Raw genomic sequence first — 26,800 nt, 5'->3', positions numbered from 1 at the left:
CTTTTTATTATAATGACTTTCTTTACAGAAAATACCCCTATTCTTTTATAGGAAATTAGTAATACGCTCTATTTTCTTGATAACCATCCTGTTTCTTTTAAAGCATATCCACCAACTACTCCAAGACCATTTATAATATTTGTATAGCTTGGCTGCACAAAAGACATACCATAATCACCCATTTCGTTATTACCTATATCATTAACACTCTTGATAAAATGATATAATTCAGGTGTTATACGATATAATTGAACTTTATAGCTATTAATATACGCTTTACTCTTAACATTAAGATGAAGAGTATAAGTAGAATCATGGCCAAAAGTAGAGTTATCGAATATATATAGATTATGATAAAAGTCATTATCGGTATTAAAAGAAGTCTCACCCATTGAATAGTTGTTAAGTATTGGCTCGTTACTGGTCTCTATTTCTTGGGTTCGCAGATAAATATAAGTAGAGTCAACATCACCGTTATAACTTTCTTCCCGACCGATTACTCTAATAGCAAAGTAATCCTTATTTTGAGAACTTTTGAGTTTAAGTCTTATCTGATTATAAAAGTTGCCAGAATTGTAAACACTATCCATGAACACACTTTGAACATCCGGAATATTAGGAATGAAAGTTGTGGCAGTAGTCTCTGAAAATCTATCTTCCATAACTTTGACAGAGACTTTATCCCCTATATTAAGCTTTCCTACTACATAATAGACTAGTTCATATAAATTATTGTTCTCAATCTTTTTTTGAAAATATGCAGTTTTACGTTTCCCATTTATTTCAAAGGATGCATTAACACTGTCTAAATAAATTCTTGCACCATTAACAGGAATAGAAGTTGATACATGTATTTCTGTTGTATCGGTAGATGTAGGAAAGCAGTATACTACCAACTGATCCTTTTCTTGCAATTGGCTGAGATCCATATTATCATGGCATGATACAAGTAAGACAACCAGAATCATTATACAACTGAGTTTTCTCATAATTTTAAAATTTTAATGTGTAACTTACAGAAGGGATAATTGGAATATATCCCCTACATTTAATACTGAAACTTCCATCTTCATTCTGATGTATCTTAGAATACATTGTATTGAGATGACAATAAAGATTATAAATACTAATATTCCAAATTCTATCATTGCCTCGTTTAGTTTTATGAGTAAAATTTGCTCCAATATCCAATCTATGATAGGCTGGCAATCCAACATTATTGGGATTACCTAAAAAATATTGGCTTGTAAGTCCTATTGACTCATTTGGTAAAGTAGGTAATGTTATATATTTAGAAGGAAGTGTCATTCTATTACCAGAATGATATGTCCACGAAGCGTATATGGCCGTATTACTACTCAATTTATATCTCCATACGATATCAAGTTTATGCCGATTATCAAATTTATCTCTAAACCAGCCAGCATCAAAATCATTGTATTTATGCAATGTCCAAGACAATGTATAGGAAGCCTGCAAAGTTGTTCTTTGAGTTCTATAATCTGCATCCAGTTCTATACCGTACGAACGTCCACATCCATCAATTACATCTTTGTCCCATCTTGATGCTGGCGGCTGTAAGCCCATCCAGTCACGATATTGAATAAGATGACTCGTGTATTTGTAAAAACTTTCCAAGGAAAGCGTTAAAGTATTATTTGGCCGAACATATAGACCTGCAGCAATTTGCGTTGAAGTAGCAGGCAAAATAGACGATGTTGTAAGGACCCAGTAATCTGTAGGCATTTCCAAATATGTGCTGGCTATACGATGCACATACTGCGACATGAATGTATACGACAATTTCGCAGAACAATTGTTACCTAGCTGATATTTCAATGCAAATCTCGGATCAAGATGTTGATATGCCTTATCTTTTACAGCAAAAAAAGAATAATTCAATCCTATATCCATACTCAAGTTTTTTAATACATTCATTTCATCCTCAACGTAAAATGAAAATTCATTGGCACGGTTAAAATTAGTAGATTCAACCTTAGTAGTATCTACTTCTTCACTCGAATCACCAAAATAGAACGCCTGTTGTTTAGTCTGAGGCTTAAATATGTGACAATAATAGCTCCCTCCGAAATTAATTTTATGAAATACACTGGGTCGATAGTCAAAATCAGCTTTTATTCCGTAATCATAGATGTGTGAACTGTTATTTTGTGTATCAAGACTTGTTCTTCTTACTATTCCCTCTTTCAATTTCTGTGTATCATCTTCAGAATAATCCTGCATGCTATGATTATGAGTAAAACAGCCTGTAAAATTACCAAATAATTTATTCTTTATTGAAAAGCTCCAGTTTAATGCTACGTTCAAATTTCCCCATCTAAAATTATTTTTTGTATCTTCTACATATGGATTCCAAACGCTTTTGTCGTTAATATTATAATGATCCAGACCAGAATATAAACCAATAGAAATTTTATTACGATCAGAAAAATAATGAGTAATTTTAGCATTCAAGTCATAAAACATATAACCAAAAGATGTTTTATCGCCATCATTGTCTCCATGATTAATTATGTAGAATGTTGGTTTCAGAAAAAAGTCTATCCAACTTCTCCTTAAACCAATAATAAATGAAGTTTTATCTTTTACCAACGGTCCTTCCAAATTAAATTTTCCATCTAGCATACCTATTGAATAGCTTCCATGATATTGCTGCAAATCACCATCTCTTGTACGGACATCTGTAATAGATGAAAGTCTACCACTATATCTTGCAGGAAAGCCACTCTTATAGAAGTCAACATTTTTTATTAGGTCTGTATTGAAAGAAGAAAATAATCCCAAAGAATGATTAATCTGATAAAGAGATGTTCCATCCAGAAGGAAAAGATTCTCATCACTGCCACCACCATGGACATACAGTCCGGAAGCCAATTCTATTCCTGATGACACACCTGATATTCTCTGCAACGTTTTGACGACATCAGGGGAACTCAATAAGGAGAACTCTGTGTTAATATCTTTAGAAGTAAAAGAACGCTTACCGGTTTGAGTTGTCAGCAAAGGTGAATTCAAATCCCCTTGAACCATGACCTCACCTAAGGTTGTATTTTCATGAAGTATAAATTTCACGACATAGTCTTTATTCAGGTCTAATATTTTGTTCTCTTCCTCAAATCCAAGATAAGCTACATCCAGAGAATGAACTCCTTTAGGAAGAGAAATGCTGAAATAGCCTTGTTCATTAGTCATAGTTCCATTTCCGGTAGTCTTATCTCTAATTGTGGCATTAACCAAAGATTCACCACTTTCATCATGAACATATCCGCTCAAAGTATACTTATGTAGTAACTCTGTTTTTGATGCCTTTTGTGGTTTCGACTTTATATGAGATTTAACTTGTTGCTCCAATATTATATTGTTGCCTTTTCGTTTCCATTTAATGTTACAATCTTTAAATAGCTGTTTCAATACTTTGTCCAAAGAGAGTCCAGTCAAAGGCCTCCCTACATAGACCTGATTCAAATTAGTTCTAGCATCATAGATAAAATAGACTTTCTTTTCTTTTTGTATTTGTTCCATTTCCTGTTTAACCGTAATCTGCTGAGCAAATCCAGATTGACTCACAAATATAGAAATAAATAATATTAATAGGTATCTCATATTGCCATTCGCTATTTATTTATTTGGATTTTTATGCCTAGTGTACTTTCCAACAAATCCACAACATCATTCATATTTGTTGCTTCAAATTCACCAGAAATGCATTTTGTCGTATCACTGGCAATGATATTCACATGGTAATATTCTGATATATCTCCCAAAGCCTCATTGATGGGCGTATTGTTAAACTTAAACACTCCTGTAGCCCAGGCTGTCTGGTTAATATTTCCAGAAGAGACAATTAAAGGTTTTCCTTTGTTTCCTGTCAGCGTTGCCTTCATTCCTTTCGTCAACAATACACCCTTATTACTATTTAGTCCGGAAAAGTATACTTTTCCACTTACTACATAGACAGTAGAAGTATTTTTATTCTGTTCATCTACCTGAAAAACAGTACCCAGAATCTTAACTTTTCCAACTTTACCATCTACAGAAAATGGATGCTTTTCATCATGATGGATTGAAAAAAAAGCCTTGCCTACAAGTTTTACGGTACGATCTCCTTTTTCCATCTCAACAATATTATATGTAAAACTAGAATATGGAGATAAAATTATTTTACTACCGTCTTCAAGCTTAACAGTCTTACACTGTCCTGCAGAAGCAACTACAATCAGGTTTTTAGTCTTTTCATAATAATTATAAACAATAAGGACTCCTATAATTATAGCTATAGAAGCTGCGACTGATATAATACGCAAAGTCTTGTGTTTTATATTATTATTTGATCCTGTTATTTTTTTAAACTTTTTAAAAGCCTTATTAGGATCGTATTTGTGTGCTTTGTAATGTCTAACTACAAACGTCAAATACTCTTCTTCAATATCTTTCATATGCATATTTTTATTATATAGACTCATATTAGATGAAATACCCTTACAAAAACAAGGATAAACTTAAAAAATAGATTTCCATTGCCTTACCTCTCAGAATTTTATATGCCTTACCTATTTGAGCCTCCACTGTTTTAACAGATAGATTTAATTCATTTGCTATTTCTACATAAGTAAGTTCATCGCGCTTACTCATTAAGAAAATCTCTCTACATTTTTTGGGTAATGAGTCAATAGCCTTCCAAAGACGGGCCTCTCTATATGACCTGTCATCGTCACAATTTAGCTGAATCACATCCTTAACTTGCTCTATCTGGATAAAGTCATTAGACGAACAATTCTTTCTATTTAAATCATAGCAAGCATTTCTGACCGCAATGAAAAGATAGTTTTTAACATCATCAATATGTTCCCCATTATTTAATCTATTCCACAATTTTATATAACACTCCATAACAATATCTTCAACAGAATCATCATCATTAATGAGATGAATTGCATATATACACAAAGAACGATAGTACGAATTAAATAAGTCATTGAAATTATACATATTTTACTTAGGATTAATAAAACTTTATATCTATATAAACAGGCTATGATATCATCATCCTATATGCCCTACTGTACGTGTTAGATTCCTTTATTAAATCACAATGATTTCCGCAACAAGAAAATGAATTATTTTCAATTACATAAATAATATCTGAAAGTTTTGCGATTTCTGGCTTGTGTGTTATCATTATAATAATTAAATCCTTCCTTATTTCTTTTAATATATTCATAATTATCATTTCACTTTCTTTATCTAAAGAAGCTGTAGGTTCATCCAATAAAAGTATTTTAGGCTGTTTATATAAAGCCCTTGCAATTCCTATTACTTGTTTTTGCCCACCAGATAAATTGTCACCATTCTCATCTAACATAGAACCTAATGCTGAATCAATATCTATAAATTTATCAACTTTCAGTTTCTTAAAAAGTTTACGAACCCCATCAAAATTATTATTATCAAATAATGTAATATTATCATTTACAGAACCCATAAAAATTTTGGTTTGTTGAGGAACGTATCCTATTATTGATCGCCACTGAGATATAGGATAATTTTCAATGTTATGAGAATTATATAAGATTTCGCCTGAATATCCTGTATAAAATCTTTGTATTAAATTTATAATTGTGGTCTTCCCTGTACCGATAGCACCAAAAATTGAGACAATCTGACCAGTATCTGCTGTCAAATTAATATTTTTCAACAGTATTGGTTGATTAAAATAATTATAGGAAAGATTTCTTATTTCGATTTTATTTTCCCCAACATTATTTACATCTGTATAATCTTTATTTTTTATTAAAAGTTCTTTTTCTGTTCTACAATCTAAAATAAAGACAATTCTTTTAAATGCAATTTTTGCCTCTTGAACATCAACAGCATAGGCAACTATCTTTATTGAAGACTGTATTATCATTGTAACGATAGTAACTATTGCAAACAGTGCTCCCAAATGAATTCGGCCTATTATTACATAATAAGCGCCAAGCAATATTGCAATAAATGAAAAGAAATTACTAATAAGTCCTACAAACAATTCATAGTTGGCATTGGTATGTTTAAGTATTTTACTTGTTATCTGAACATTCTTATAAAGGCAAAGCAACCTTTTAAAAAATATTGTTTCCTTTTGAAAAGAACGAATGTTCATAATACCAGAAAATATATCTATAGAATATGTATCCAGTGTAGCATATTCTCTCATTAACGTTCCATTTTGTTCAGCTATTTTTGCACAATATCTATACGTCAAAAATACTAATAATGGTATACTGAGGAGCGTAACAAAAGCTATGCTCCAATCATACCAGAAGAGGACAAACATGGAAAAAGACATCATTAAGAGTTCAATCACTATAGTATTTACTAACTGTATTATAGAACTTTGAATTCTTTCCGCATAACCTAGTCTTGAGATGATGTCACCCGTTTTTACAGCTATGAAAAAGGAAATCGGCAACTGGAATATTTTATGTAACAAACTCTTTATTATTCTAATATTAAAAAATAGATTTTGAGTGATTATAAAGTTAGTATTTATATAAGACGCGATTTGTGATATAATAATAATAGCCATATAACAAATCAAATAAGACAATAAAATCTTAATATTTTTTTGTGGTAAGATTATATCTACAAGAGTCTGAAGAAATACTGCTGACACGACTCCAAGTAAAGAGGTAAAGATACTTAAAATAAATGTTATCATCAATAATCTAGAATCAGAATTAACTAATGGGATCAAATACTTTTTTATATAATTTTCTCTATGCTTTGCATTTTTCGAGCTACTCTTCTTATTTGATTCAAATAAAAGTAAAGCCTTAGATTTCCAAATACTATTTAACTTTTCTTTGGTATAGCACATTGGACCTAAAGCAGGGTCTATAACCAAGAAACGATTATGCTTAAATCCATATAGTACTATGAAATGGGTATACCCATCCGAATTAACGACATGTAAAACCGCTGGATTATTATTTTTTTCAATATCTTCTATACTACCAATATATCCCTCAGCATTTAGACCAATATATTTAGCTATTTTTTTCAATTCTGATAGATCATTCCCATGGAAATTGCCACCTCTCAAATTTATCAAATCAGTCGATTCAAAATCGATATTATAAAACTTTGCAATAGAACACAGGCAAGCTATTCCACAAGAATTTTCTGTTTCTTGCGGAGCATATAATTTTTTAAAATTAGAATTATTTTTCATAACACCAGTCAACGAATAAACATTTTCAATGTATTTATAGCAGCACCATTATGTGACATAATAATTTTCCCCTTTGTAGAAAACAAAAAGAGAGTCGGAAATCCTTTAACTTTGTATTTATCCATTAACTCACATTTTTCATCAGATACAATAAAAAAATCATTTAGTTTATTTTTACTTGCGAACTCTTTTAATACATCTGTAGTTTCAAATGAAACAAATATCAAATTATATCGATTTTCAAATTTGTATGCGTGATTTTCTATATATGAAATTTCATTCTGGCAATAATCACAATCTGAGTTTCCAAAAAACAGTAGCGTTTTCTTACTATATTTAATATATTTCTTTAATTCTCTGGCATTAATATCTTTTATTTTTGAATTCAAACATTTTTCATTAACTGATGAATAAAGATCATGTTGCCTGTGAACTAAAACATAGATCACAAGAGAAATAGTAAAAGTCAAAATAGAAAGAAATATCCCCACGTAAACTTTCCTCATATATTTTAAAATTTAATACGTTAAAGAGAGATAGACGTATGATTGTCCATCTCTCTCTCTTAATTACAAGTCCTTGCAATACCAAGCTTCTGCAGGTTGCCAAGGAGAATACGATTTTGTCCAGAACTGATAATATACAGTTCTACACCAACATTGATTTTCAGACCGTTTTTCACATTGGGTCTTTTTACCCCAAAACTTTCCACCAGAAAATTTTGAAAGTTTTTCATCTGAAATTTTTTTCATAAAAACAAATTAAGTTAATATATAGCCTGCAAAGACAGACACTATTCCGTATATAGTTAAACCAATAGTATAAATAATGGTTGTATCAATAACAGATTTTGAAAATTTGATTTGCATTCTTTGGCTTAAAGCCACTGATAGAAACAATATAAATATAATTTCCGTAATATTTATTTGCCGTAATATTGAATATTCCCAAATAGGAATATTAGATGCGTTAAATATAGACACGACAGACTGATATGCATACTCATCATCAATATTGTACTCATTGTAAGAAACGATATTAACAATTTTTAATATGACTGAAACCAAATAATTGACCGGAAAGACAAAGGAGCAGGCCATTACCAACCTAAAACTATCCTTAAGTTGTAATCTTAAGTTTATTATGTTGAAGCCTAAGAAAATGCATATTCCTATAAGCAAACAGGTCAATAAAACGTGGACTGGAATCCAAAGATAATTATATATGTCCATTCCTTTTTGAGCAGCAATTTCCTGTAATATTTTTTGGGGGGAACTTAATTTTCCAACTAAAATTTTATAATAATAAGAATTAGAATATAAGTAATTTAATTCAACGTACAATGCAACTATATAAATTATAACATTTATACAGAATAGAGGAATCAAATCTAATCTGAAAAGTCTCTCAAATATTTTATATATCTTAGTATTCCAAATGTTCATACTCATAAAATTAACTATTTTAAATACCATATAGAAGATAATCCAAATGAATTTTGCCACTTAGATGTAGCAACGTTTAAGTATCTTTTGAATTGGGGCTCTATATACCAAAAATTATTGATTTTAAACCTAAGATAAGCATAATAATTGCTATTATCATAATCATACGCCAATAGACTTCTTTTTTTAGAAGAATACGACCCACCAATACCTAATGAAAACCAATCACTTACCTTAAAATTCAATTTAGCATCAAATATGAATGCATTTTTGTTCATCAATAGTTTCCGGTAATTGCCTGTTAAAATTAGATTTCTACTTATATAATGGCCTATATTTTTATAAGGATCACAATTTACGAGATTTGTGGAGTCACGCATTTTTAGAGAAAAATCAGTTTGATGAAATTGCCAATTGTTAAAACATTGATTCCAAAGATAGTCTTCGCCATTCATATAAACAGGATCTTTAATCTGCTTATTTTGAAGCCATTCTTCATATTTCAAGTCTAACTTTTTATTATCCACGACCTCTTTTTCAATTTTTCTCAAGCCTATATGCATTTCATTTTGAGCTATACAATTGGATGCAATAACAAGTTCAAAGCCAATCAATATGAAAATCTTCTTCATTTGTAAGTCAATCTAAAATAAAATCCAAACTCATCAGGGAACATACTGTTGACTTTTTGCTTGTCTATTTTAAGCCAAACGACTTTATCACTATCCGGAGTTGAAACATTGAAATCCACCATCTGTTGAAGTTCATATTTTGTTTTACCAAAGGTAAGAGTATCAGTTGCTATGTACATAGCACTACTTGGAAATTGAACATTATATCTTTCTGAAGGCACAATAGTATAATACCATGTACCATTGATATGCAATATATCCTCATAGTCGAATGGACGCTCTTGTGTTGCTCCTCTCATATCGTTTATTTTGTTCTTAAAACCAACAAGTTTTGATATAGTCGCGCTGTCATTTACAAGATTTCCTCTTGAGTCCTGCAAACTAATATAGACAGACATTTTACTAATTTGTTTAATATAGTAATGATCTTCATCCTTGTTACATGCCACAAGAACTGTGGTTGCCATAGAAAGGCAGAATAGCTTAAAAATGTATTTCATCTTTAATTTAATATATTTCTATCTATATGACTTAGATATTAATAAAAACCCCTATAGAAGAAAACACTTTTTTGAAAAATAATTTCATTTTTTGTTTTCATGTATATCACATCACTCATTTCTTTATAGGTTTTTAATACACAAAAGTATATGTTTATTATCTGTTTTAATCCATGCTATAAGATCCAAAATTATTCATACCTTATTTATAAAGAACAAACTAATTATAAATATAAATAGCATTGTGTGGCAAAGATAGTAAAAATATATTAAAATTAGTCACATTTTCCTCAAAAGTCTTTATTTTAAGAACTGAACAAATTGTATAGACTCTACATGTACAATTTTATAAAGAAGTTCTAGCTCGCAAATGCTGAGCATGTTGGGAAATAAAAAAAGCTAGATTGTTAATAAACAATTTAGCTCTTTTTTGTTGGGATACCCGGACTCGAACCAGGAACGACAGGACCAGAATCTGCTGTGTTACCATTACACCATATCCCAAAATGCATTTGCAATGCCTCATTTTTAGAATTGCGATGCAAAGGTAATGCTTTTTTCCGAAATGGCAAACGTTAATCACACTTTTTTTCTAAAAAAAATCAAAATAACTCACCATTTTAGTGTTTTTCCGATTATTCAATGTACCTTTGTAGCAATATATAATTTAAATGAATGGACGATACAAAAAATTTAGTTAAAACCATAACAAAAGGTATACAGGAAAAGAAAGGTTGCAATATTGTTATTGCTGATCTAACTCAAATTGAGGATACTATATGCCGTTATCTAGTTATCTGTCAGGGCAATTCAAGCTCACAGGTTGAAGCTATAACAGAATCTGTTGGTGATTATGTACGCATAAATTCAGGTGAGAAACCAACACATGTTGTAGGACTTGGAAGTTCACAATGGGTAGCTATGGACTATAGTGATGTACTAGTTCACGTATTTTTGCCTGATACAAGAGAATTCTATGATCTTGAACACCTATGGGCTGATGCGAAACTTACAAAGATTCCTAATTTAGACTAATACAGTAATAATATGGAAACAAAAAATAATCCTAAGATGAATATGCCACGGTTCAATATGAGCTGGATATATTTATTAATACTTGTTGTACTTGCTTTTTTGTTTTTCACAAACAATAGTTCTGACAATAGTGCCAGCACAGAAGCATCATATCACAACTTCAAGGTATATGTAATGAAAGGATGGGCTGATAAAGTTGTTGCCAATAAAGATGAAAGTACATTAAAGATGTATGTAAAGGCTGAAAATGTACGTGACGTTTTCGGTCAAGGCTCAAACTCTGTAGGCAAACATCCATATGTTACAGTAGAATTCGGATCAGTAGACCAATTGGAGCCTTTCATGAATTATGCCCAAAAAGCAGGAAAGTTTAATGGTGACTTTAGCTATAACAATGCTAAAAGTAATGAGCTCATAAATATTCTTATACAGCTATCCCCTATTCTGATAATTGTTATAATTTGGTTATTCCTTGCACGACGTATGGGTAATGGAGGTGGCTCTGGTACAGGGGGCATTTTCAACGTAGGTAAAAGCAAGGCAAAAATGTATGAAAAGGGCATAGAACTGAATATTACATTTAAGGATGTTGCCGGGCAAGTTGGTGCAAAGCAAGAGGTTCAAGAGATTGTAGAATTTCTAAAGAACCCTAATAAATATACCGTTTTGGGAGGTAAGATTCCAAAGGGAGCTCTTCTTATTGGCCCTCCTGGAACAGGAAAGACATTACTTGCAAAAGCTGTAGCCGGAGAAGCCAGTGTACCATTTTTCTCAATGAGCGGATCTGACTTCGTAGAGATGTTCGTTGGTGTAGGTGCCAGTCGTGTACGTGATTTGTTTCGTCAAGCTAAAGAAAAAGCGCCATGTATAATATTTATTGACGAGATCGACGCTATTGGACGTGCTCGCAGCAAGAACCCTTCTATGGGTGGTAATGACGAGCGTGAGAACACACTGAATGCCCTCCTTACAGAAATGGATGGCTTCGGAACAAATAGTGGTGTAATAATACTTGCTGCTACAAACCGCGCAGACATGCTAGACAGTGCATTGCTTCGTGCCGGTCGTTTCGACAGACAGATTCATGTAGATCTGCCTGATTTGAATGAGCGTAAGGCTATATTTATGGTCCATCTTAGACCGGTTAAAATAAATGAGACTGTTGATGTAGATATGTTGGCAAGACAGACACCTGGATTCTCAGGAGCAGACATTGCTAATGTATGTAATGAGGCTGCTCTTATTGCAGCAAGACATGATAGGGAAACTGTTGGAAAGCAAGACTTTCTCGATGCTGTAGACAGAATAATTGGTGGTCTCGAGAAGAAAACAAAGATTATGACTGCTGCGGAAAAGAAATCTATAGCCCTTCATGAAGCCGGTCATGCTACAATATCATGGTTCCTTGAGCACGCGAATCCTCTAGTTAAGGTATCTATCGTACCTCGTGGAAGAGCACTTGGAGCAGCATGGTATATGCCTGAAGAAAGACAGATTACTACAAAAGAGGAAATGTTGGACGAAATGTGCGCAACACTTGGAGGTCGTGCGGCAGAGGAGCTGTTTACAGGACATATCTCGACAGGAGCAATGAATGATCTGGAAAGAGTTACAAAGAGTGCCTATGGAATGATCGCATATGCCGGAATGGGAGATAAATTACCTAACATATGCTATTATAATAATAATGAGTATAATTTCCAGCGTCCATATTCTGAGACAACTGCTAAAATAATGGATGATGAGGTGCTTAAAATGATAAATGAGGAATACAAACGCGCCAAACAGATCCTTACTGAACATAAAGACGGACATAATCAACTGGCTCAATTGCTTATTGAGAGAGAGGTTATTTTTGCAGAAGATGTTGAAAAAATATTTGGAAAGCGGCCTTGGATTAGTCGGTCAGAAGAAATTATGGACGAAGAAAACAAAGCTACTATCAAGAAACTAGAAGAGCAGAAGACTCAGAAGTCACTTGAAAACAAAGACACTGACAACATCGAAGAGAAAAAAGATGAAGTAGGTGAACAACAAACAGAGCAAACTGCTGAACAGCAGATTGATAAAAAGGAAGATAATTCTTCAAAAGAAGACAACTAAAACAAAATGGGCAGACTTACGTCTGCCCATTAAACAACTATAAGAATATGAAAAACTTAATTGTCAGAACAATTACGGGAATATTATTCGTTGCAATAATTGTAGTAAGCTTCCTAAACGCATATGCAATGACATTACTTTTTGCATTGATTACCGGCTTGACGGTATGGGAATTCTGCGGACTAGTAAATACTCAGGAAGGCGTACAGACTAATCGGTTTATCTGTACTGTTGCTGGGGTATATTTTTTCTTCTCAATAAGTGGATATTGTAGTGGATTAACACCATCAACAGTATTCATTCCATATTTATTATCAATAATTTATCTATTGATAAGTGAATTATATACTAAGAATGCAAACCCAATAAATGATTGGGCATATACAATGCTTAGTCAGATGTATGTAGCTTTACCGTTATCGCTAATAAATGTTCTAGCTTTCCGCAGTACTCCGGAAGGTTCTGTTTACACATATCTCATTCCACTAAGTGTTTTTGTTTTTTTATGGTGTAACGACACTGGAGCATATTGTAGCGGATCTCTACTTGGCAAACATAAACTATTTCCTAGAATATCTCCCGGAAAATCTTGGGAAGGTAGCATAGGAGGAGCAATACTTGTATTGATAGTTGGTGCAATAATAGGATACTTCACTGATATGTATGGCGTAAATGACTTAAGATTATCTATACCTGAATGGATGGGACTTGGACTTGTAATAGTAGTATTCGGAACTTGGGGAGACCTTGTTGAATCACTTTTTAAAAGGACATTGGAAATAAAGGATAGTGGCTCTATCCTGCCGGGTCATGGAGGAATGCTTGACAGATTTGACTCTTCACTTATTGCTATACCGGCAGCTGTGATATATCTATATACACTTACTTTGATATAAAAAAAACGATATAAAATACAATAAAAATGCTCCCTGTTCTTTGTAGAAAGGGAGCATTTTTTATTAAGGTATTAATTATTTAACTATGATTTTTAAGTGATTCAATGATTGCAGTTGCTGCTCTCTTTGAAGAATCCTCATTACCTAGAATTTTGAATATCTCCTTATATTCAGAGAGCATACGATCTCGTAAAGCACCACCTGGCAATATTAACTGCAATTCCTTTTTAATATTCTCCAATGTAAATGTATCAGCTACTAACTCTTTAACAACCTCCTTATTTGCAATAAGGTTAACAAGCGATATATATTTCACCTTTATAAGATGGCGACGCACAAAACTAGCCACCTTCGGTATAGGAGTTTCATAACAAACGACTTGAGGTACATTAAATAAAGCGGTCTCTAGCGTAGCGGTACCACTTGTAACCAAAGCAGCCTCTGAATTAGCCAACAAAGAATAAGTATCATTATAAATGACCTTTACATCTTTATTATCAATGAAATTCAAATAATAATCAGAATCTATTGCAGGTGCCCCTGCCAAAACTACTTGATAATCCTTAAAATGCAATGCGACTTTCATCATAGCAGGAAGATTATCTTTTATTTCTTGTTTTCTACTGCCTGCAAGAAGGGCTATGATAGGCCTGCTATCAAGTTCCTGCCGTTTACAGAAATCTTCTTTTTGTTCTTTATATTTATTAATGAACGAATATACCTCTGATGCTGTAGGGTTACCAACATAATGAATAGGATATTTATGCTTTTCAAAGAAAGGAACCTCAAATGGCAATATAGAAAACAACTCAGCAACATCCCTTTTTATGTTTTTTATACGATGTTCCTTCCATGCCCATATTTTAGGAGATATATAATAATAGACCGGTATTTCTGAATTTGCTTTAATATACTTTGCTATATTAAGATTAAAGCCTGGATAATCTACCAAAATAACGACATCCGGATGCCATTTAATTATATCATGCTTACACAATTTCATATTATGGAAAATGGTACGTAAGTGCAGAAGAACTGGTATAAAACCCATATATGCCAAATCACGGTAATGCTTAACCATCGTACCACCTACCTCTGACATCAAATCCCCACCAAAAAAGCGGAATTCAGCATCACGATCAATCCCTTTTATAGCCCCCATTAGATGAGAAGCATGCAAATCTCCGCTAGCCTCACCTACTATTAAATAATATCTCATATAGTGCAAATTAGAACTTCCAATCTTTCATTTTGTCTATCATCTCATAACTAGTTACATCTATTGTAGTAGGTGTAATAGCTGCATATCCATGAGTTAATGCCCAATTGTCAGTGTCTTCTGAATCAGGCTCTTCATTTGTATATTCACCTACAAGCCAATAATAATCATATCCACGAGGATGATGCATGCGAACTACTTCATTTCCCCAGTTACCATGTGCCATTCGACAAACGCGTACACCTTTTATTTTGTCTACTACAGGGTAATTAACATTAAGGCATACACCATCAGGTAATTTATCTGCAAGTACCTTCTCGGTAATAATTTGAACAATATTACGCATAGGTTCAAAATCAGCATTATCATCATGATTACAAATTGAAAAAGCAACAGAAGGAATACGTTTAAGGCAACCCTCTATCGTTACGCCCATTGTACCTGAATAATGAGAATTTACTGATGCATTATCACCATGGTTTATTCCACCTATGATCATATCTGGCTTGCGGTCGCATAATTCACTTAAAGCTAATTTTACACAATCAACAGGTGTACCATTACAAGACCAGATTTCAACCCCATCCCACTTGCGGCGCAATTTCAACCTCAATGGTGTTGTTGATGAAAATGCAGACGAAAAACCTGAGCGGGCAGATTCAGGAGCTACGACTAGCAGTTCTGCAAACTGCGAAACCATATCAATGAGACATTTCAATCCTTTGGAATAATAACCGTCATCATTAGAAATCAATATTAAAGGTCTATTAATTTTCATAATTATCTGTATAATTTGAGTGCAAAAGTACGAAAAAAGGTTTAATTTATTCTTTTCTCGCGCAAAATATGTAACTTTGTAGCCAAATTATCTGTGAATAGATTGGTAAGACTTATAATATGGGAAAAATTATCGCATTAGCTAATCAAAAAGGCGGTGTAGGAAAGACTACAACTACTATCAATTTGGCAGCATCACTTGCCACATTAGAAAAGAATGTGTTGGTTGTCGACGCAGACCCTCAAGCAAACGCATCAAGTGGTTTGGGTGTTGACATAAAGGACGTGGACTGTTCCATATACGAATGTATCATTGACCATGCAGATGTGCGTGATGCCATATACACTACAGATATTGACGGTTTAGATATCATACCAAGTCATATAGACCTAGTAGGTGCTGAGATTGAAATGCTTAATTTGGAAAACCGCGAAAAGGTTATAAAGACACTATTAGAGCCAATAAAAAGCGAATACGATTATATTTTAATTGACTGTTCTCCTTCATTAGGTCTTATTACGGTCAACTCACTCACAGCTGCCGATTCAGTTATAATCCCAGTACAATGTGAATATTTTGCACTTGAAGGAATTAGTAAATTACTGAATACTATCAAGATAATCAAAAGTAAATTAAATCCAGGTTTAGAGATTGAAGGATTCTTATTGACTATGTACGACAGTCGTCTACGACTAGCTAATCAGATTTATGATGAGGTAAAACGTCATTTCCAAGAATTAGTATTTAAAACAGTTATTCAGCGTAATGTTAAGTTGAGTGAATCGCCGAGCCATGGCTTGCCTGTAATATTATATGACGCAGACTCAACGGGTTCAAAGAACCATTTAGCATTGGCTAAAGAAATTATCAACAAGAACAAATAAAATGGCTGTACACAAGAAATTCAACGCTTTAGGTCGTGGACTGGATGCCCTCATATCAACAGAAGGCGTACGCACTCAAGGTTCTTCTACAATAAATGAGATATCAATTGATCAAATTGAGGCAAATCCGAACCAGCCACGTAGAGAATTTGATGAAGAGGCGCTTCAAGAATTAGCTAATAGCATACGCGAAATCGGAATTATCCAACCTATCACCCTACGTCAGGTTGCTGAAAACCGTTTTCAAATAATTGCAGGCGAAAGAAGATGGAGAGCATCTCAAATAACAGGGCTAAAATCCATACCGGCATATATTCGTACTGCAAAAGACGAGAGCGTAATGGAGATGGCTCTTGTAGAGAATATCCAGCGTGAAGATCTGAATCCCGTTGAGATTGCCTTAGCTTATGAGCATCTACTTGAAGACAGTAGTATGACTCAAGAGCGAGTATCTGAGCGTGTAGGTAAAAGCCGCGCAGCAATAGCCAATTATCTTCGACTACTTAAGCTGCCAGCACAGGTTCAAATGGCCTTACAGAAAAAAGAAATTGACATGGGACATGCAAAAGCATTGCTTTCATTAGATAGTCCATCTTTACAGGTTAAGCTTTTCAATGAGATAAAAAAGTATGGATATACTGTTCGAAAGGTTGAGGAAATGGTACAAATGCTTAAAAATGGAGAAACATTAGAATCCGGTAATAAGAAGATTTCACAAAAGCAACAGATGCCTGAAGAATTCAACATGCTAAAAGACAAGCTGTCCAAATTTTTTAATACTAAGATACAGATGTCCTGCTCACCAAAAGGAAAAGGGAAAATCAGTATTTCTTTTTCTGATGAAGATGAACTGCTTCGTATTATGTCAATATTTGACAATCTAAAGGATAAGGAACAATAAAATTGAAATTTAAAATATCTACTCTTATACGTTTATGTATTGCCATTTGCTTTTTGCTAATAGCAAAAACTGAATGCATCCATGCACAAAGCGATAAAAAAGCTTTGAAAGCAACTAAAAGTACAATCGTTATGAGTGATTCTATCAACACAAAAAAGAGTGTAGCATCAGAAAGCAAATCAAAGTTGGCATATGAAGACAGTGCTAAATTTTCAAAACGCGATACTTTAAATATTAAAAGCTCAAAAAGAGATTGGGCAACATGGAGACCTAGTCCACAGCGTGCACTTTGGCTTGCCATCGTTTTACCAGGGGCCGGACAAATATATAATAGAAAATATTGGAAACTGCCTATTATTTATGGTGGTTTTATTGGATGTATTTATGCCATGAAATGGAATAATCAGATGTATAAAGATTATTCACAGGCATATCTGGACATTATGGATAACGATCCGACAACTCAAAGTTACAATACATTTTTACATTTGGGCACAACTATCACGAGCGAAAACCTCGAAAGATATAAGAGTCTCTTTAAAAGTCGTAAAGACTACTATAGACGTTATAGAGATTTAAGTTTCTTTTGCCTGATAGGAGTTTATGCATTATCTGTTATTGATGCTTATGTTGATGCAGAATTGTCTGTATTCGATATTTCGAAAGATCTCAGTATGAAAATAAGACCCACAACAATAAATAATCAGCAATCAAGGAATCCTTTAAATTCAACAGCTATAGGATTACAATGCTGCCTAAACTTTTAATTAAAATATACTGTTTATAGAAAAAATATGAAGAAGAAAATTATATTACTCGCTATCGCGATTTTTTTTATCGGGAATTGTGTTGTCAAGGCTCAAGATAATAATAACAACCAAATTACAGTAACCGACAAGAAAGGAAAGACAGAAGTCATTGAACTTCCTGAAGCTATGACAATAAGTAGCGACAGCCTGATGAATCTCTTCAACTCTAAAAAATATTTAGCTGCAGATACGAACTGTAACATGCAGGATGTTAATCCTGTCTTTTCAAAAGAAGTATATATTAAAAGACTAAGTAGGATACCATCAATTATAGAGATGCCTTATAATGATGTAGTACAAAAGTTCATAGATAGATACAGTGGCAAATTACGTCGTTCTGTAGCATATATGCTTGGCGCACAGAATTTTTATATGCCAATTTTTGAACAAGCCTTAGAAACTTATGGTCTACCTTTAGAACTTAAATATCTACCTGTAATAGAATCAGCGCTAAATCCTAATGCTATATCACGTGTAGGTGCAACAGGACTTTGGCAATTTATGATTAAGACAAGCAAGCGATACGATCTTAAAGTAAACACATTAGTAGACGAACGCAGAGATCCTATAAAAGCGTCATATGCTGCCGCTCACTATTTAAGTGATTTATACAAAGAATATGGAGACTGGAATCTTGTAATTGCTGCTTATAACTGCGGACCTGATCAAATAAGTAAAGCAATGAGAAGGTCTAATGGTGAAAAAGACTATTGGAAAATATATCCATATCTTCCTAAAGAGACAAGAGGATACGTACCTGCTTTTATTGCAGCAAACTACATTATGACATACTATTGCGACCATAACATATGTCCTCTTAAATCAGAACTTCCTGAAAAGTCAGATACTGTTATTGTCAGTAAAAATATTAATTTGGCACAGATATCAGCAGTTTGTGGTATAAGTATGGATGAATTAAGAACACTTAACCCACAATATCGTAGAGATATAGTGGATGGAGCTACTGAGCCATCAACAATACGAATGCCTGAATCAATAATAAATAAATTTATTGACAATGAAGATTCTGTTTATAACTATAAGTCGAAAGATATACAAGAAAAGCGCACTGAGGTTGACGTAAAGGATGAGGTTCCTGCTTCATATAATAGCCACAGGTACAGCTATAGTAGACATTCAAATAATAATTCTGATTTTAGACGAAGGAAAAGTAAAAGTCATAAAAAATCACATGTGAATAAGAGTGTCACAATTAAGGAGGGCCAGACATTATCTGAAATAGCAGAAAAGCACCATACGACAGTGAAAAAGCTGAGAAAACTTAATGGCATTTCAGGCACGAATATACGCTCTGGTAAAAAGATAAAGGTGAAATAATAAAATAAAGGTAATATCACAAATTTTCAAGAAAAGTTTGTGATATTATCATTTTTTAGTTGTACTTTTGCAAGTATAAGCATTTTTGCATATTGCAACAATACTGTTAAACAAACCAACTAGAAAAGTATGGACGACCAGATACGGAAAGAGACAGAAAGAGAAAAATTAGACGACAAAATGATAGATGATGCCTTCAAGCATCTACTTGATACCTATTTAGAGTCGCGCCACCGTAAAAAAGTGGATATAATTACAAAAGCTTTTAATTTTGCACGCCAAGCTCACAAAGGCGTGCGACGTCTTTCCGGTGAGCCATATATTATGCATCCAATTGCTGTAGCACAAATTGCATGCAAAGAAATTGGTTTGGGATCTACAAGTATCTGCTCTGCTCTTTTGCATGACGTTGTAGAAGATACAGACTACACTATTGAAGACATTGAGAATATTTTCGGGCCTAAAATAGCACAGATTGTTGACGGCCTAACTAAAATATCAGGTGGTATCTTTGGTGAACAGGCTTCGGCACAAGCAGAGAACTTCAAAAAGTTATTGCTTACAATGAGTGATGACATACGTGTTATCCTTATAAAGATTTGTGATAGGCTTCATAACATGAGGACTTTAGCTAGTCAACCGGCTAACAAGCAATACAAGATAGCAGGAGAAACTCTATACATTTATGCGCCACTCGCCAATCGACTTGGATTAAACAAGATTAAGACAGAACTAGAAAATTTAAGTTTCAAATTTGAGCACCCAGATGATTATAAAAAGATAGAAGACAAGCTAAAATCTACCAAATTGTCACGTGAATCATTATTTGATGATTTCACTGCACCTATAAGAGAAGAACTCGATAATTTATCTATAAAATACGAAATCAAAGCTCGCATAAAAAGCCCTTATTCTATTTGGAATAAAATGCAGAATAAACACGTGACTTTTGATGAAATATACGACATTCTAGCTGTACGAATCATATATACCCCGGAAAAACGAGAAGATGAAGTAAACGAATGCTTCAAAATATACGTAGCAATAAACAAGATCTATAAGTCACATCCAGACCGCTTACGCGACTGGGTAAATCATCCTAAAGCCAATGGTTATCAAGCTCTGCATGTAACATTAATGAGTAAACGAGGAAGATGGATAGAGGTCCAGATTCGCTCTGATCGCATGGATGAAATAGCTGAACAGGGATTTGCTGCTCATTGGAAATACAAAGAAGGAGGTGAAATCACAGAAGATGAAGGAGAACTTAACGATTGGCTAAGGACAATAAAAGAGATTCTTGATGATCCCCAACCTGATGCTATGGATTTTTTAGATGCTATAAAACTGAATCTGTTTGCATCTGAAATATTTGTTTTTACACCTAAAGGAGAAATTAAGACTATGCCTGCCGGATGTACAGCATTGGATTTTGCTTTTTCAATACATACATTTCTTGGTAGCCATTGTATAGGTGCTAAAGTTAATCACAAACTAGTTCCTCTAAGTCATAAACTAAAAAGTGGTGATCAAGTCGAAATCTTAACTTCTAAATCACAACACGTACAAAAATCATGGATAAACTTTGTATCAACGGCTAAGGCAAAAGCTAAAATACAGGCAATACTTAGAAGAGATAGTCGTGAGGTACAACACCAAGGTGAAGAAATCTTAAATGAATTTATGGCGAAAAACGAAATAGAAGTTACATCGCATGTTCTTGATACATTACGTAGATTTCATGACCTAAATGATACAGAAGAACTATTTTTAGCTTTAGGTGATAAAACAATAATACTAGATAGTAAAGACATAGACGAAATACAGGGAAAGAAAAAAAGTAACACGTCTGCTGGGTGGAGAAGATATGTACCATTTTTAGCAAGAGAGAAGAAAAGAGCTGAAGAAGAAGACGAAATATCAAAACAACAGATTCTCGTTGTAGGTGAAAATTTCAATCGCAAAAGACCAATATATATAAATGAAGAATCTATTGGTACATTTATATTTCCTAATTGTTGCCATCCAATACCTGGTGATGACGTATTAGGATATATCAACAATAAAAATCAAATTGAAATACATAAGCGCGCTTGTCCTGTTGCCACAAAACTTAAAAGCAGCTTTGGTAATCGTCTCCTTGATGCAAGATGGGAAATGCATAAAAAACTATTTTTTGATGCAACAATCGAAATAAAAGGAATAGACAGAATAGGGTTACTAAATGAGGTAACAAAAATAATTTCAGAGCAAATGAATGTCAACATACACAAATTAACCATATCATGCAATGAAGGTATATTTGACGGTTCACTTGAATTGAAAGTTCATGACCGTGATGATGTAAAAACTATTATAGATAACCTTAAAAAGATAGATAATTTGAAAGAGATATCACAAATTATGTAAACGACAAAATCAAACTACTAAAAATTAAATCCCATGAAACAAGTTTTACTATTAACAGTTTTTCTTTTATCATTTGGAATAAAAGCGAGTTCTGCAAATAAATACGATAATCCGGATACACTTATTATAGCAAGAGATGGAACAGGACAATTCCGCACCATTGATGAAGCATTAGAAGTCTGTCGTGCCTTCATGGACTACCATAAAGTGATATACGTTAAGAAAGGTACATACAAGGAAAAACTTATAGTACCTCAATGGCTTAATAATATAGAAATTGTAGGTGAAGACAAAGATAACACTGTTATTACTTACGATGACCATGCTAACATAGTTATTCCCGGTACAGACAAGAAGATGGGAACTTTCCGCACATATACAATAAAAGTGGAAGGTAATGATATAACATTCAAAAACATAACGATTGAGAATAATGCCGCAAGACTAGGACAAGCTGTTGCACTCCATACAGAAGGAGACAGGTTGGTTTTCATAAACTGCCGTTTTCTTGGAAACCAAGACACAATATACACTGGTACGGCAGGTACTCGCCTATACTTCAAAGACTGTTATATAGAAGGTACAACTGATTTCATATTTGGTCCATCCACTGCATGGTTTGAGAATTGCGACATATTTAGTAAAATCAATTCTTATATCACTGCTGCATCAACCCCTGCCGACATACAATATGGATATATTTTCAACCATTGTAAACTACACGCAGCTGAAGGTGTAGACAAAGTATACTTGGGACGTCCTTGGAGGCCTTACGCATATACCTTATTTATGAATTGCAACATGGGTAAGCATATACGTCAAGAGGGATGGTTCAATTGGAGCAATCCTGATAATGAAAAGACCGCTAGATATTTTGAATACAATAACAATGGTGAAGGTGCAAAAACATCAACAAGAGTTCAATGGAGCCACCAATTAACGAGAAAAGACGCCGATAAGATAACGCTACAAAATGTATTCAAAATAAATAGTAACTGGATACCTCGTAAACAGGACTAAAAAGTCATAGTTTTGCCTTTAATAAAAGGTAATCTATCTAATATACAAACTATTTAAACATAAAAAATAATTATATTTTTGTCATATAACAGATATTATTGATATGGCAAAAATTTACACAGTCATGTTTTTTATAATTGGATTTTTTTTACTATAAAAAGCATTTTGTTTAAAAAATATTTTTTTATTAAAAATAAAATATATAAATTTGCCTCCATATCTTAAATCTAATTGAAAGATAATCTATACTAATGTTTAACTAAAACAAACTTTTATGTACAAATTAAGAAGAATCTCACTAACACTATTATTGAGTATGCTTTGTTTGGTAACTTTTGCTCAAAAGAATCTCACTGGTTCTGTAAAAGACTCAAACGGCGATCCCATGATAGGTGTTACTGTGAAAGTTAAGGGCACGTCATTTGGCGCAGCTACAGACTTGAATGGTAATTTCACATTACAGAATGTAAAGAATGACGCACAACTCGTTTTCTCATACATCGGATGTGCAACTCAAACCGTTTCGACAAACGGCAGAACAAATATTACTGTAGTAATGAAAGATGATTCAAAGTCTTTGGATGATGTTGTAGTTATTGGTTACGGAACAATGAAAAAGCGCGATTTAACAGGTTCCGTTGCATCTGTAAACAGTGATAAACTAACAGCCATCCCTGTCGCAGATGTTTCTCAAGCATTACAAGGAAAGCTTCCTGGCGTGTCAGTAACATCACAAGATGGCCGTCCTGGGGCTAACGTATCTATACGCGTCAGAGGAGGTGGTTCTATCACACAAAGTAACGACCCTCTTTTCATCGTAGACGGTGTTCCTACAAGCAGCATTTCTGAAATACCAGCTGAACAAATCGAAAGTATTGATGTATTAAAAGATGCATCATCTACAGCAATCTATGGTGCACGTGGTGCCAATGGTGTGATACTTGTCACAACAAAAGGAGCTAAGGAAGGTAAAGTTAGAGTTTCGTATAGCGGTTACATGCAAATCAATAAAGCAGCAAAGACCCTAAAAGGTCAAGATGCTCAAGACTATGTTGAGGATTTATGGAGTTATGGTGCTGCGATGCAAACAGTATCTGGATCTTATGGTGACGCAGTTGCAAAATGTTTTGGCTTAGGAAGTGCATATGGAAATCATTTTAATGACTATGCTAATGTAAATGGGCACAACTGGACAGATGACTTGTTGAGGACAACAACATCATGGAACCACAACATATCTATATCAGGAGGTACTGATAAAACACAAATGGTCTTTAATGCCGGTTACCTTAATGATAAGGGTATTAAAGATAAATCAGGTTTCAGCCGTTGGAACATTGACTTAAAACTGAAACAGAAACTACTAAAGAATCTTACCTTTGACGCTGATGTTCGCTATCATGAAGTAGAAGTTCAAGGCTCTGATGGAATGGTAAATAGCCGCGGTTCAGCATTATCATATGCTTATGCATTCTGTCCAATCGAAAAGTTCTTTGGAGATGGTGACTATAATACAGGATTCGGAAATGGCGGTGGTAATCTTATGGACCCAGCAAAAAGTCCATTAGCTGTTTCAAATGATATAACAAGTATTAATGATAGACAGGCCCTACATGGTACCTTCGATTTGACATGGGAAATCATTAAAGGTTTGACATATAAAACGGAATTAGGTGTAGGCCGGAACTGGAGTAAATCCAAATATTGGGATGGAGGACTTGTCTCAGACTGGACAAAAGGTTATTCGTATGCAAAATTGGGAACAGGAGACGGATGGCGTTTATCTTTCACCAACACATTAAATTATCAAGTTCAAGGTTTAAGTAAAGCTCACAATTTATCTGTTCTACTTGGTAGTGAACTATTGGCTTCAAAGTCAGATTCACAAACGATGGTCGGAGCAAACTATCCAATAACTTTCGATATGAATCAAGCCTTTGGCATGATTGGTATGTATGCAAAAAATGACCCTTATACATACTTCAATAATTCAGTAGGCATACCAAACAAAACAAAATCATGGTTCGGACGTGCCAACTATGCTTACTTAGACAGATATCTCATTACTGCAACCCTCCGTGCAGATGGTTCTTCTAAATTTGCGCCTAATAAGCAATGGGGCTATTTTCCTGCTGCTGCTTTCGCATGGCGAATAATTGATGAGCCGTTTATGAAATCAACTACAGAATGGCTAAGCAATTTAAAACTGCGTCTCTCATATGGTGAAGCTGGATCTGATAATATCAATTCAAGCTTATGGCAGGAGACTTATGATATGCAAGAAGTTATAACAAATGGACAAAGTGGATTACAATTCTCTTCTACCGGTCTAAAATCAAATCCAAATCTAAAATGGGAAACAACAGTTTCACGAAATATTGGAGTAGACTTTGGTCTTTTCAATAATCGATTATCTGGTAGTGTAGATTTCTATTGGAACTATACAAAAGATTTGCTCATGAAAGTGCCTATTGATGCCTCAACTGGATATTCTTACCAATATCAGAATGTAGGAAGAACATCAAATAAAGGTATCGAGCTTGGGCTTAATTATGATATTATAAATACTAAAGACTTCTCTCTTAACATATCAGGTACATACAATTATAATAAAAATAATATTGATGAACTTGCCGATGGTGTAACTACAGGTTATTCATCTAAATGGGCTTCTAGTGCCACACAGCCACTATATGATTATGCATTCAGAGTAGGATCTCCTGTTGGATTAATTCGCGGTTATAAGTGCGATGGCTTCTATACAACTAATGACTTTAACTATGATGCAGCAACAAAGACTTATACATTAAAAGACAATGTGCCTGATGAAGGAACATTTATGGGAACCTACAATGGTCGTAAGAATTTTCTTGTTAAGAAAACGACAAAAGATTCGAATGGGGCGGCCACTACTACAGACGCAAATGCTTTTCCCGGAGCAGTCAAAATCCATGATGAAAATGGAGATGGCAAAATTGATGAAAATGATATAACAGACTTAGGAAAAGTTACACCTGCGCATACAGGAGGATTCAATATTGCGGCTAGATATAAGAACGTTGACTTTGGAGCTACATTTACATATGCATTCGGCGGACATGTATATAATGCTACTGCGCTTTCTTCTTTATATGGAAACAAAGACAATTCGTTTGGCTGTAATAGACTTGACATAGCAAATAAATGCTATAAAATCTATTCAGTAGAAAATGGTGAATTACATCCGTTGACTACACCAGAAGAGCTTAACGCTGCTAATGCAGGAGCAGAATATTGGTTGCCATATTATGAGAACGGTGTAACATTATCAACATTTGTTGAAAGATCTGATTACTTGCGTCTAAATACACTCACAATAGGTTACACATTGCCAAAATCACTCACATCTAAAATTGGAATTCAGCGTTGTCGAATATACGCAACAGCAAGCAACGTATTCTGCATTACAGGTTATTCAGGCCTTGACCCTGAAGTAAATACAAAAGAAGACATGAACAGTTCTGAATATCCTACAATTGGACTAGATTTCGGTTCTTATCCACGCTCTCGTTCATTCACATTTGGTCTGAATCTTGACTTTTAGTTAAACCTTTAAAA

22 protein-coding genes and 1 tRNA gene are annotated in these 26,800 nt (G+C 33.8%); 10 read left to right on the top strand and 13 right to left on the bottom strand.

Annotated elements, in window-relative coordinates; translation table 11 throughout:
* Positions 1-68: 68 nt before the first annotated feature.
* The 11 genes from XYLOR_RS00460 to XYLOR_RS00410 form a co-directional block, all read right to left on the bottom strand.
* Positions 69-989, bottom strand: a complete 921-nt coding sequence (locus XYLOR_RS00460; RefSeq protein WP_036876005.1) for a DUF4249 domain-containing protein — start codon at positions 987-989, stop codon at positions 69-71.
* Positions 990-993: 4 nt separating this feature from the next.
* Positions 994-3,543 carry a TonB-dependent receptor gene (locus tag XYLOR_RS00455; protein WP_154655636.1) on the bottom strand — a complete coding sequence of 850 codons (2,550 nt, stop codon included), beginning with the start codon at positions 3,541-3,543 and terminating at the stop codon, positions 994-996.
* 92 nt (positions 3,544-3,635) lie between these two features.
* Positions 3,636-4,457 (bottom strand): FecR family protein, encoded by an 822-nt coding sequence (locus tag XYLOR_RS00450; RefSeq protein ID WP_169730539.1) that lies wholly within the window; start codon positions 4,455-4,457, stop codon positions 3,636-3,638.
* Between the two features lie 43 nt (positions 4,458-4,500).
* Positions 4,501-5,010 carry an RNA polymerase sigma-70 factor gene (locus tag XYLOR_RS00445; protein ID WP_036875998.1) on the bottom strand — a complete coding sequence of 170 codons (510 nt, stop codon included), beginning with the start codon at positions 5,008-5,010 and terminating at the stop codon, positions 4,501-4,503.
* Positions 5,011-5,053: 43 nt separating this feature from the next.
* The gene (locus XYLOR_RS00440; protein WP_036875995.1) at positions 5,054-7,234 is read right to left on the bottom strand and encodes a peptidase domain-containing ABC transporter; all 2,181 of its coding nucleotides are present in this window, start codon (positions 7,232-7,234) and stop codon (positions 5,054-5,056) included.
* Between the two features lie 8 nt (positions 7,235-7,242).
* Complete coding sequence (locus XYLOR_RS00435) at positions 7,243-7,740, bottom strand: peroxiredoxin family protein (protein WP_036875992.1); 498 nt, start codon at positions 7,738-7,740, stop codon at positions 7,243-7,245.
* A 63-nt stretch (positions 7,741-7,803) separates the two neighbouring features.
* Positions 7,804-7,986, bottom strand: a complete 183-nt coding sequence (locus tag XYLOR_RS00430) for a hypothetical protein (protein WP_036875989.1) — start codon at positions 7,984-7,986, stop codon at positions 7,804-7,806.
* Between the two features lie 9 nt (positions 7,987-7,995).
* The gene (locus XYLOR_RS00425; RefSeq protein WP_154655635.1) at positions 7,996-8,685 is read right to left on the bottom strand and encodes a hypothetical protein; all 690 of its coding nucleotides are present in this window, start codon (positions 8,683-8,685) and stop codon (positions 7,996-7,998) included.
* 8 nt (positions 8,686-8,693) lie between these two features.
* Positions 8,694-9,311: a hypothetical protein gene (locus XYLOR_RS00420; RefSeq protein WP_036875985.1), complete on the bottom strand. Its 618-nt coding sequence runs from the start codon at positions 9,309-9,311 to the stop codon at positions 8,694-8,696.
* On the bottom strand, positions 9,308-9,811 hold the full coding sequence (locus tag XYLOR_RS00415; protein WP_154655634.1) for a hypothetical protein: 504 nt from the start codon (positions 9,809-9,811) through the stop codon (positions 9,308-9,310). The genes XYLOR_RS00420 and XYLOR_RS00415 overlap by 4 nt, the downstream gene beginning before the upstream one ends.
* A 433-nt stretch (positions 9,812-10,244) precedes the next feature.
* Positions 10,245-10,315 (bottom strand) — tRNA-Gln (locus tag XYLOR_RS00410).
* 171 nt (positions 10,316-10,486) lie between these two features.
* Between XYLOR_RS00410 and rsfS the strand changes: the two genes are divergently transcribed.
* From rsfS to XYLOR_RS00395, 3 genes are read left to right on the top strand one after another with little or no spacing between them, the layout of a single operon-like run.
* On the top strand, positions 10,487-10,846 hold the full coding sequence (rsfS, locus tag XYLOR_RS00405; RefSeq protein WP_036875980.1) for a ribosome silencing factor: 360 nt from the start codon (positions 10,487-10,489) through the stop codon (positions 10,844-10,846).
* A 12-nt stretch (positions 10,847-10,858) separates the two neighbouring features.
* Positions 10,859-12,949, top strand: coding sequence for an ATP-dependent zinc metalloprotease FtsH (ftsH, locus tag XYLOR_RS00400; RefSeq protein WP_036875977.1), 2,091 nt, complete (start codon positions 10,859-10,861; stop codon positions 12,947-12,949).
* A 47-nt stretch (positions 12,950-12,996) separates the two neighbouring features.
* Complete coding sequence (locus XYLOR_RS00395; RefSeq protein ID WP_036875974.1) at positions 12,997-13,845, top strand: phosphatidate cytidylyltransferase; 849 nt, start codon at positions 12,997-12,999, stop codon at positions 13,843-13,845.
* A 79-nt stretch (positions 13,846-13,924) separates the two neighbouring features.
* On the opposite strand, the gene lpxB is transcribed toward XYLOR_RS00395, so the two are convergent.
* Both lpxB and surE read right to left on the bottom strand, forming a co-directional pair.
* Positions 13,925-15,064, bottom strand: coding sequence for a lipid-A-disaccharide synthase (lpxB, locus tag XYLOR_RS00390; RefSeq protein ID WP_036875971.1), 1,140 nt, complete (start codon positions 15,062-15,064; stop codon positions 13,925-13,927).
* A gap of 10 nt (positions 15,065-15,074) precedes the next feature.
* Positions 15,075-15,842 carry a 5'/3'-nucleotidase SurE gene (gene surE, locus XYLOR_RS00385; protein ID WP_036875969.1) on the bottom strand — a complete coding sequence of 256 codons (768 nt, stop codon included), beginning with the start codon at positions 15,840-15,842 and terminating at the stop codon, positions 15,075-15,077.
* A gap of 119 nt (positions 15,843-15,961) precedes the next feature.
* On the opposite strand from surE, the gene XYLOR_RS00380 reads away from it, so the two are divergent.
* From XYLOR_RS00380 to XYLOR_RS00350, 7 genes are all read left to right on the top strand, one after another.
* A complete protein-coding gene (locus tag XYLOR_RS00380; RefSeq protein ID WP_036875966.1) occupies positions 15,962-16,726 on the top strand; it encodes a ParA family protein in 765 nt (254 codons plus the stop codon).
* 1 nt (position 16,727) lies between these two features.
* Positions 16,728-17,627: a ParB/RepB/Spo0J family partition protein gene (locus tag XYLOR_RS00375; RefSeq protein ID WP_036875963.1), complete on the top strand. Its 900-nt coding sequence runs from the start codon at positions 16,728-16,730 to the stop codon at positions 17,625-17,627.
* Positions 17,628-17,758: 131 nt separating this feature from the next.
* Positions 17,759-18,394 (top strand): DUF5683 domain-containing protein, encoded by a 636-nt coding sequence (locus tag XYLOR_RS00370; RefSeq protein WP_374057292.1) that lies wholly within the window; start codon positions 17,759-17,761, stop codon positions 18,392-18,394.
* 27 nt (positions 18,395-18,421) lie between these two features.
* Positions 18,422-19,774, top strand: coding sequence for a lytic transglycosylase domain-containing protein (locus tag XYLOR_RS00365; protein ID WP_036875956.1), 1,353 nt, complete (start codon positions 18,422-18,424; stop codon positions 19,772-19,774).
* Positions 19,775-19,903: 129 nt separating this feature from the next.
* A complete protein-coding gene (locus XYLOR_RS00360) occupies positions 19,904-22,183 on the top strand; it encodes a RelA/SpoT family protein (RefSeq protein WP_036875954.1) in 2,280 nt (759 codons plus the stop codon).
* 33 nt (positions 22,184-22,216) lie between these two features.
* Positions 22,217-23,203 carry a pectinesterase family protein gene (locus XYLOR_RS00355; protein WP_036875952.1) on the top strand — a complete coding sequence of 329 codons (987 nt, stop codon included), beginning with the start codon at positions 22,217-22,219 and terminating at the stop codon, positions 23,201-23,203.
* Positions 23,204-23,477: 274 nt separating this feature from the next.
* Positions 23,478-26,786 carry a SusC/RagA family TonB-linked outer membrane protein gene (locus XYLOR_RS00350; RefSeq protein WP_036875949.1) on the top strand — a complete coding sequence of 1,103 codons (3,309 nt, stop codon included), beginning with the start codon at positions 23,478-23,480 and terminating at the stop codon, positions 26,784-26,786.
* Positions 26,787-26,800 lie beyond the last annotated feature (14 nt).

Origin of the sequence: Xylanibacter oryzae DSM 17970 (assembly GCF_000585355.1) — a bacterium.
GTDB classification, from domain to species: Bacteria; Bacteroidota; Bacteroidia; order Bacteroidales; family Bacteroidaceae; genus Prevotella; species Prevotella oryzae.
The sequence above is the reverse complement of the archived record's forward strand: the minus strand, read 5'-3'. Positions and strand labels throughout refer to the sequence as shown.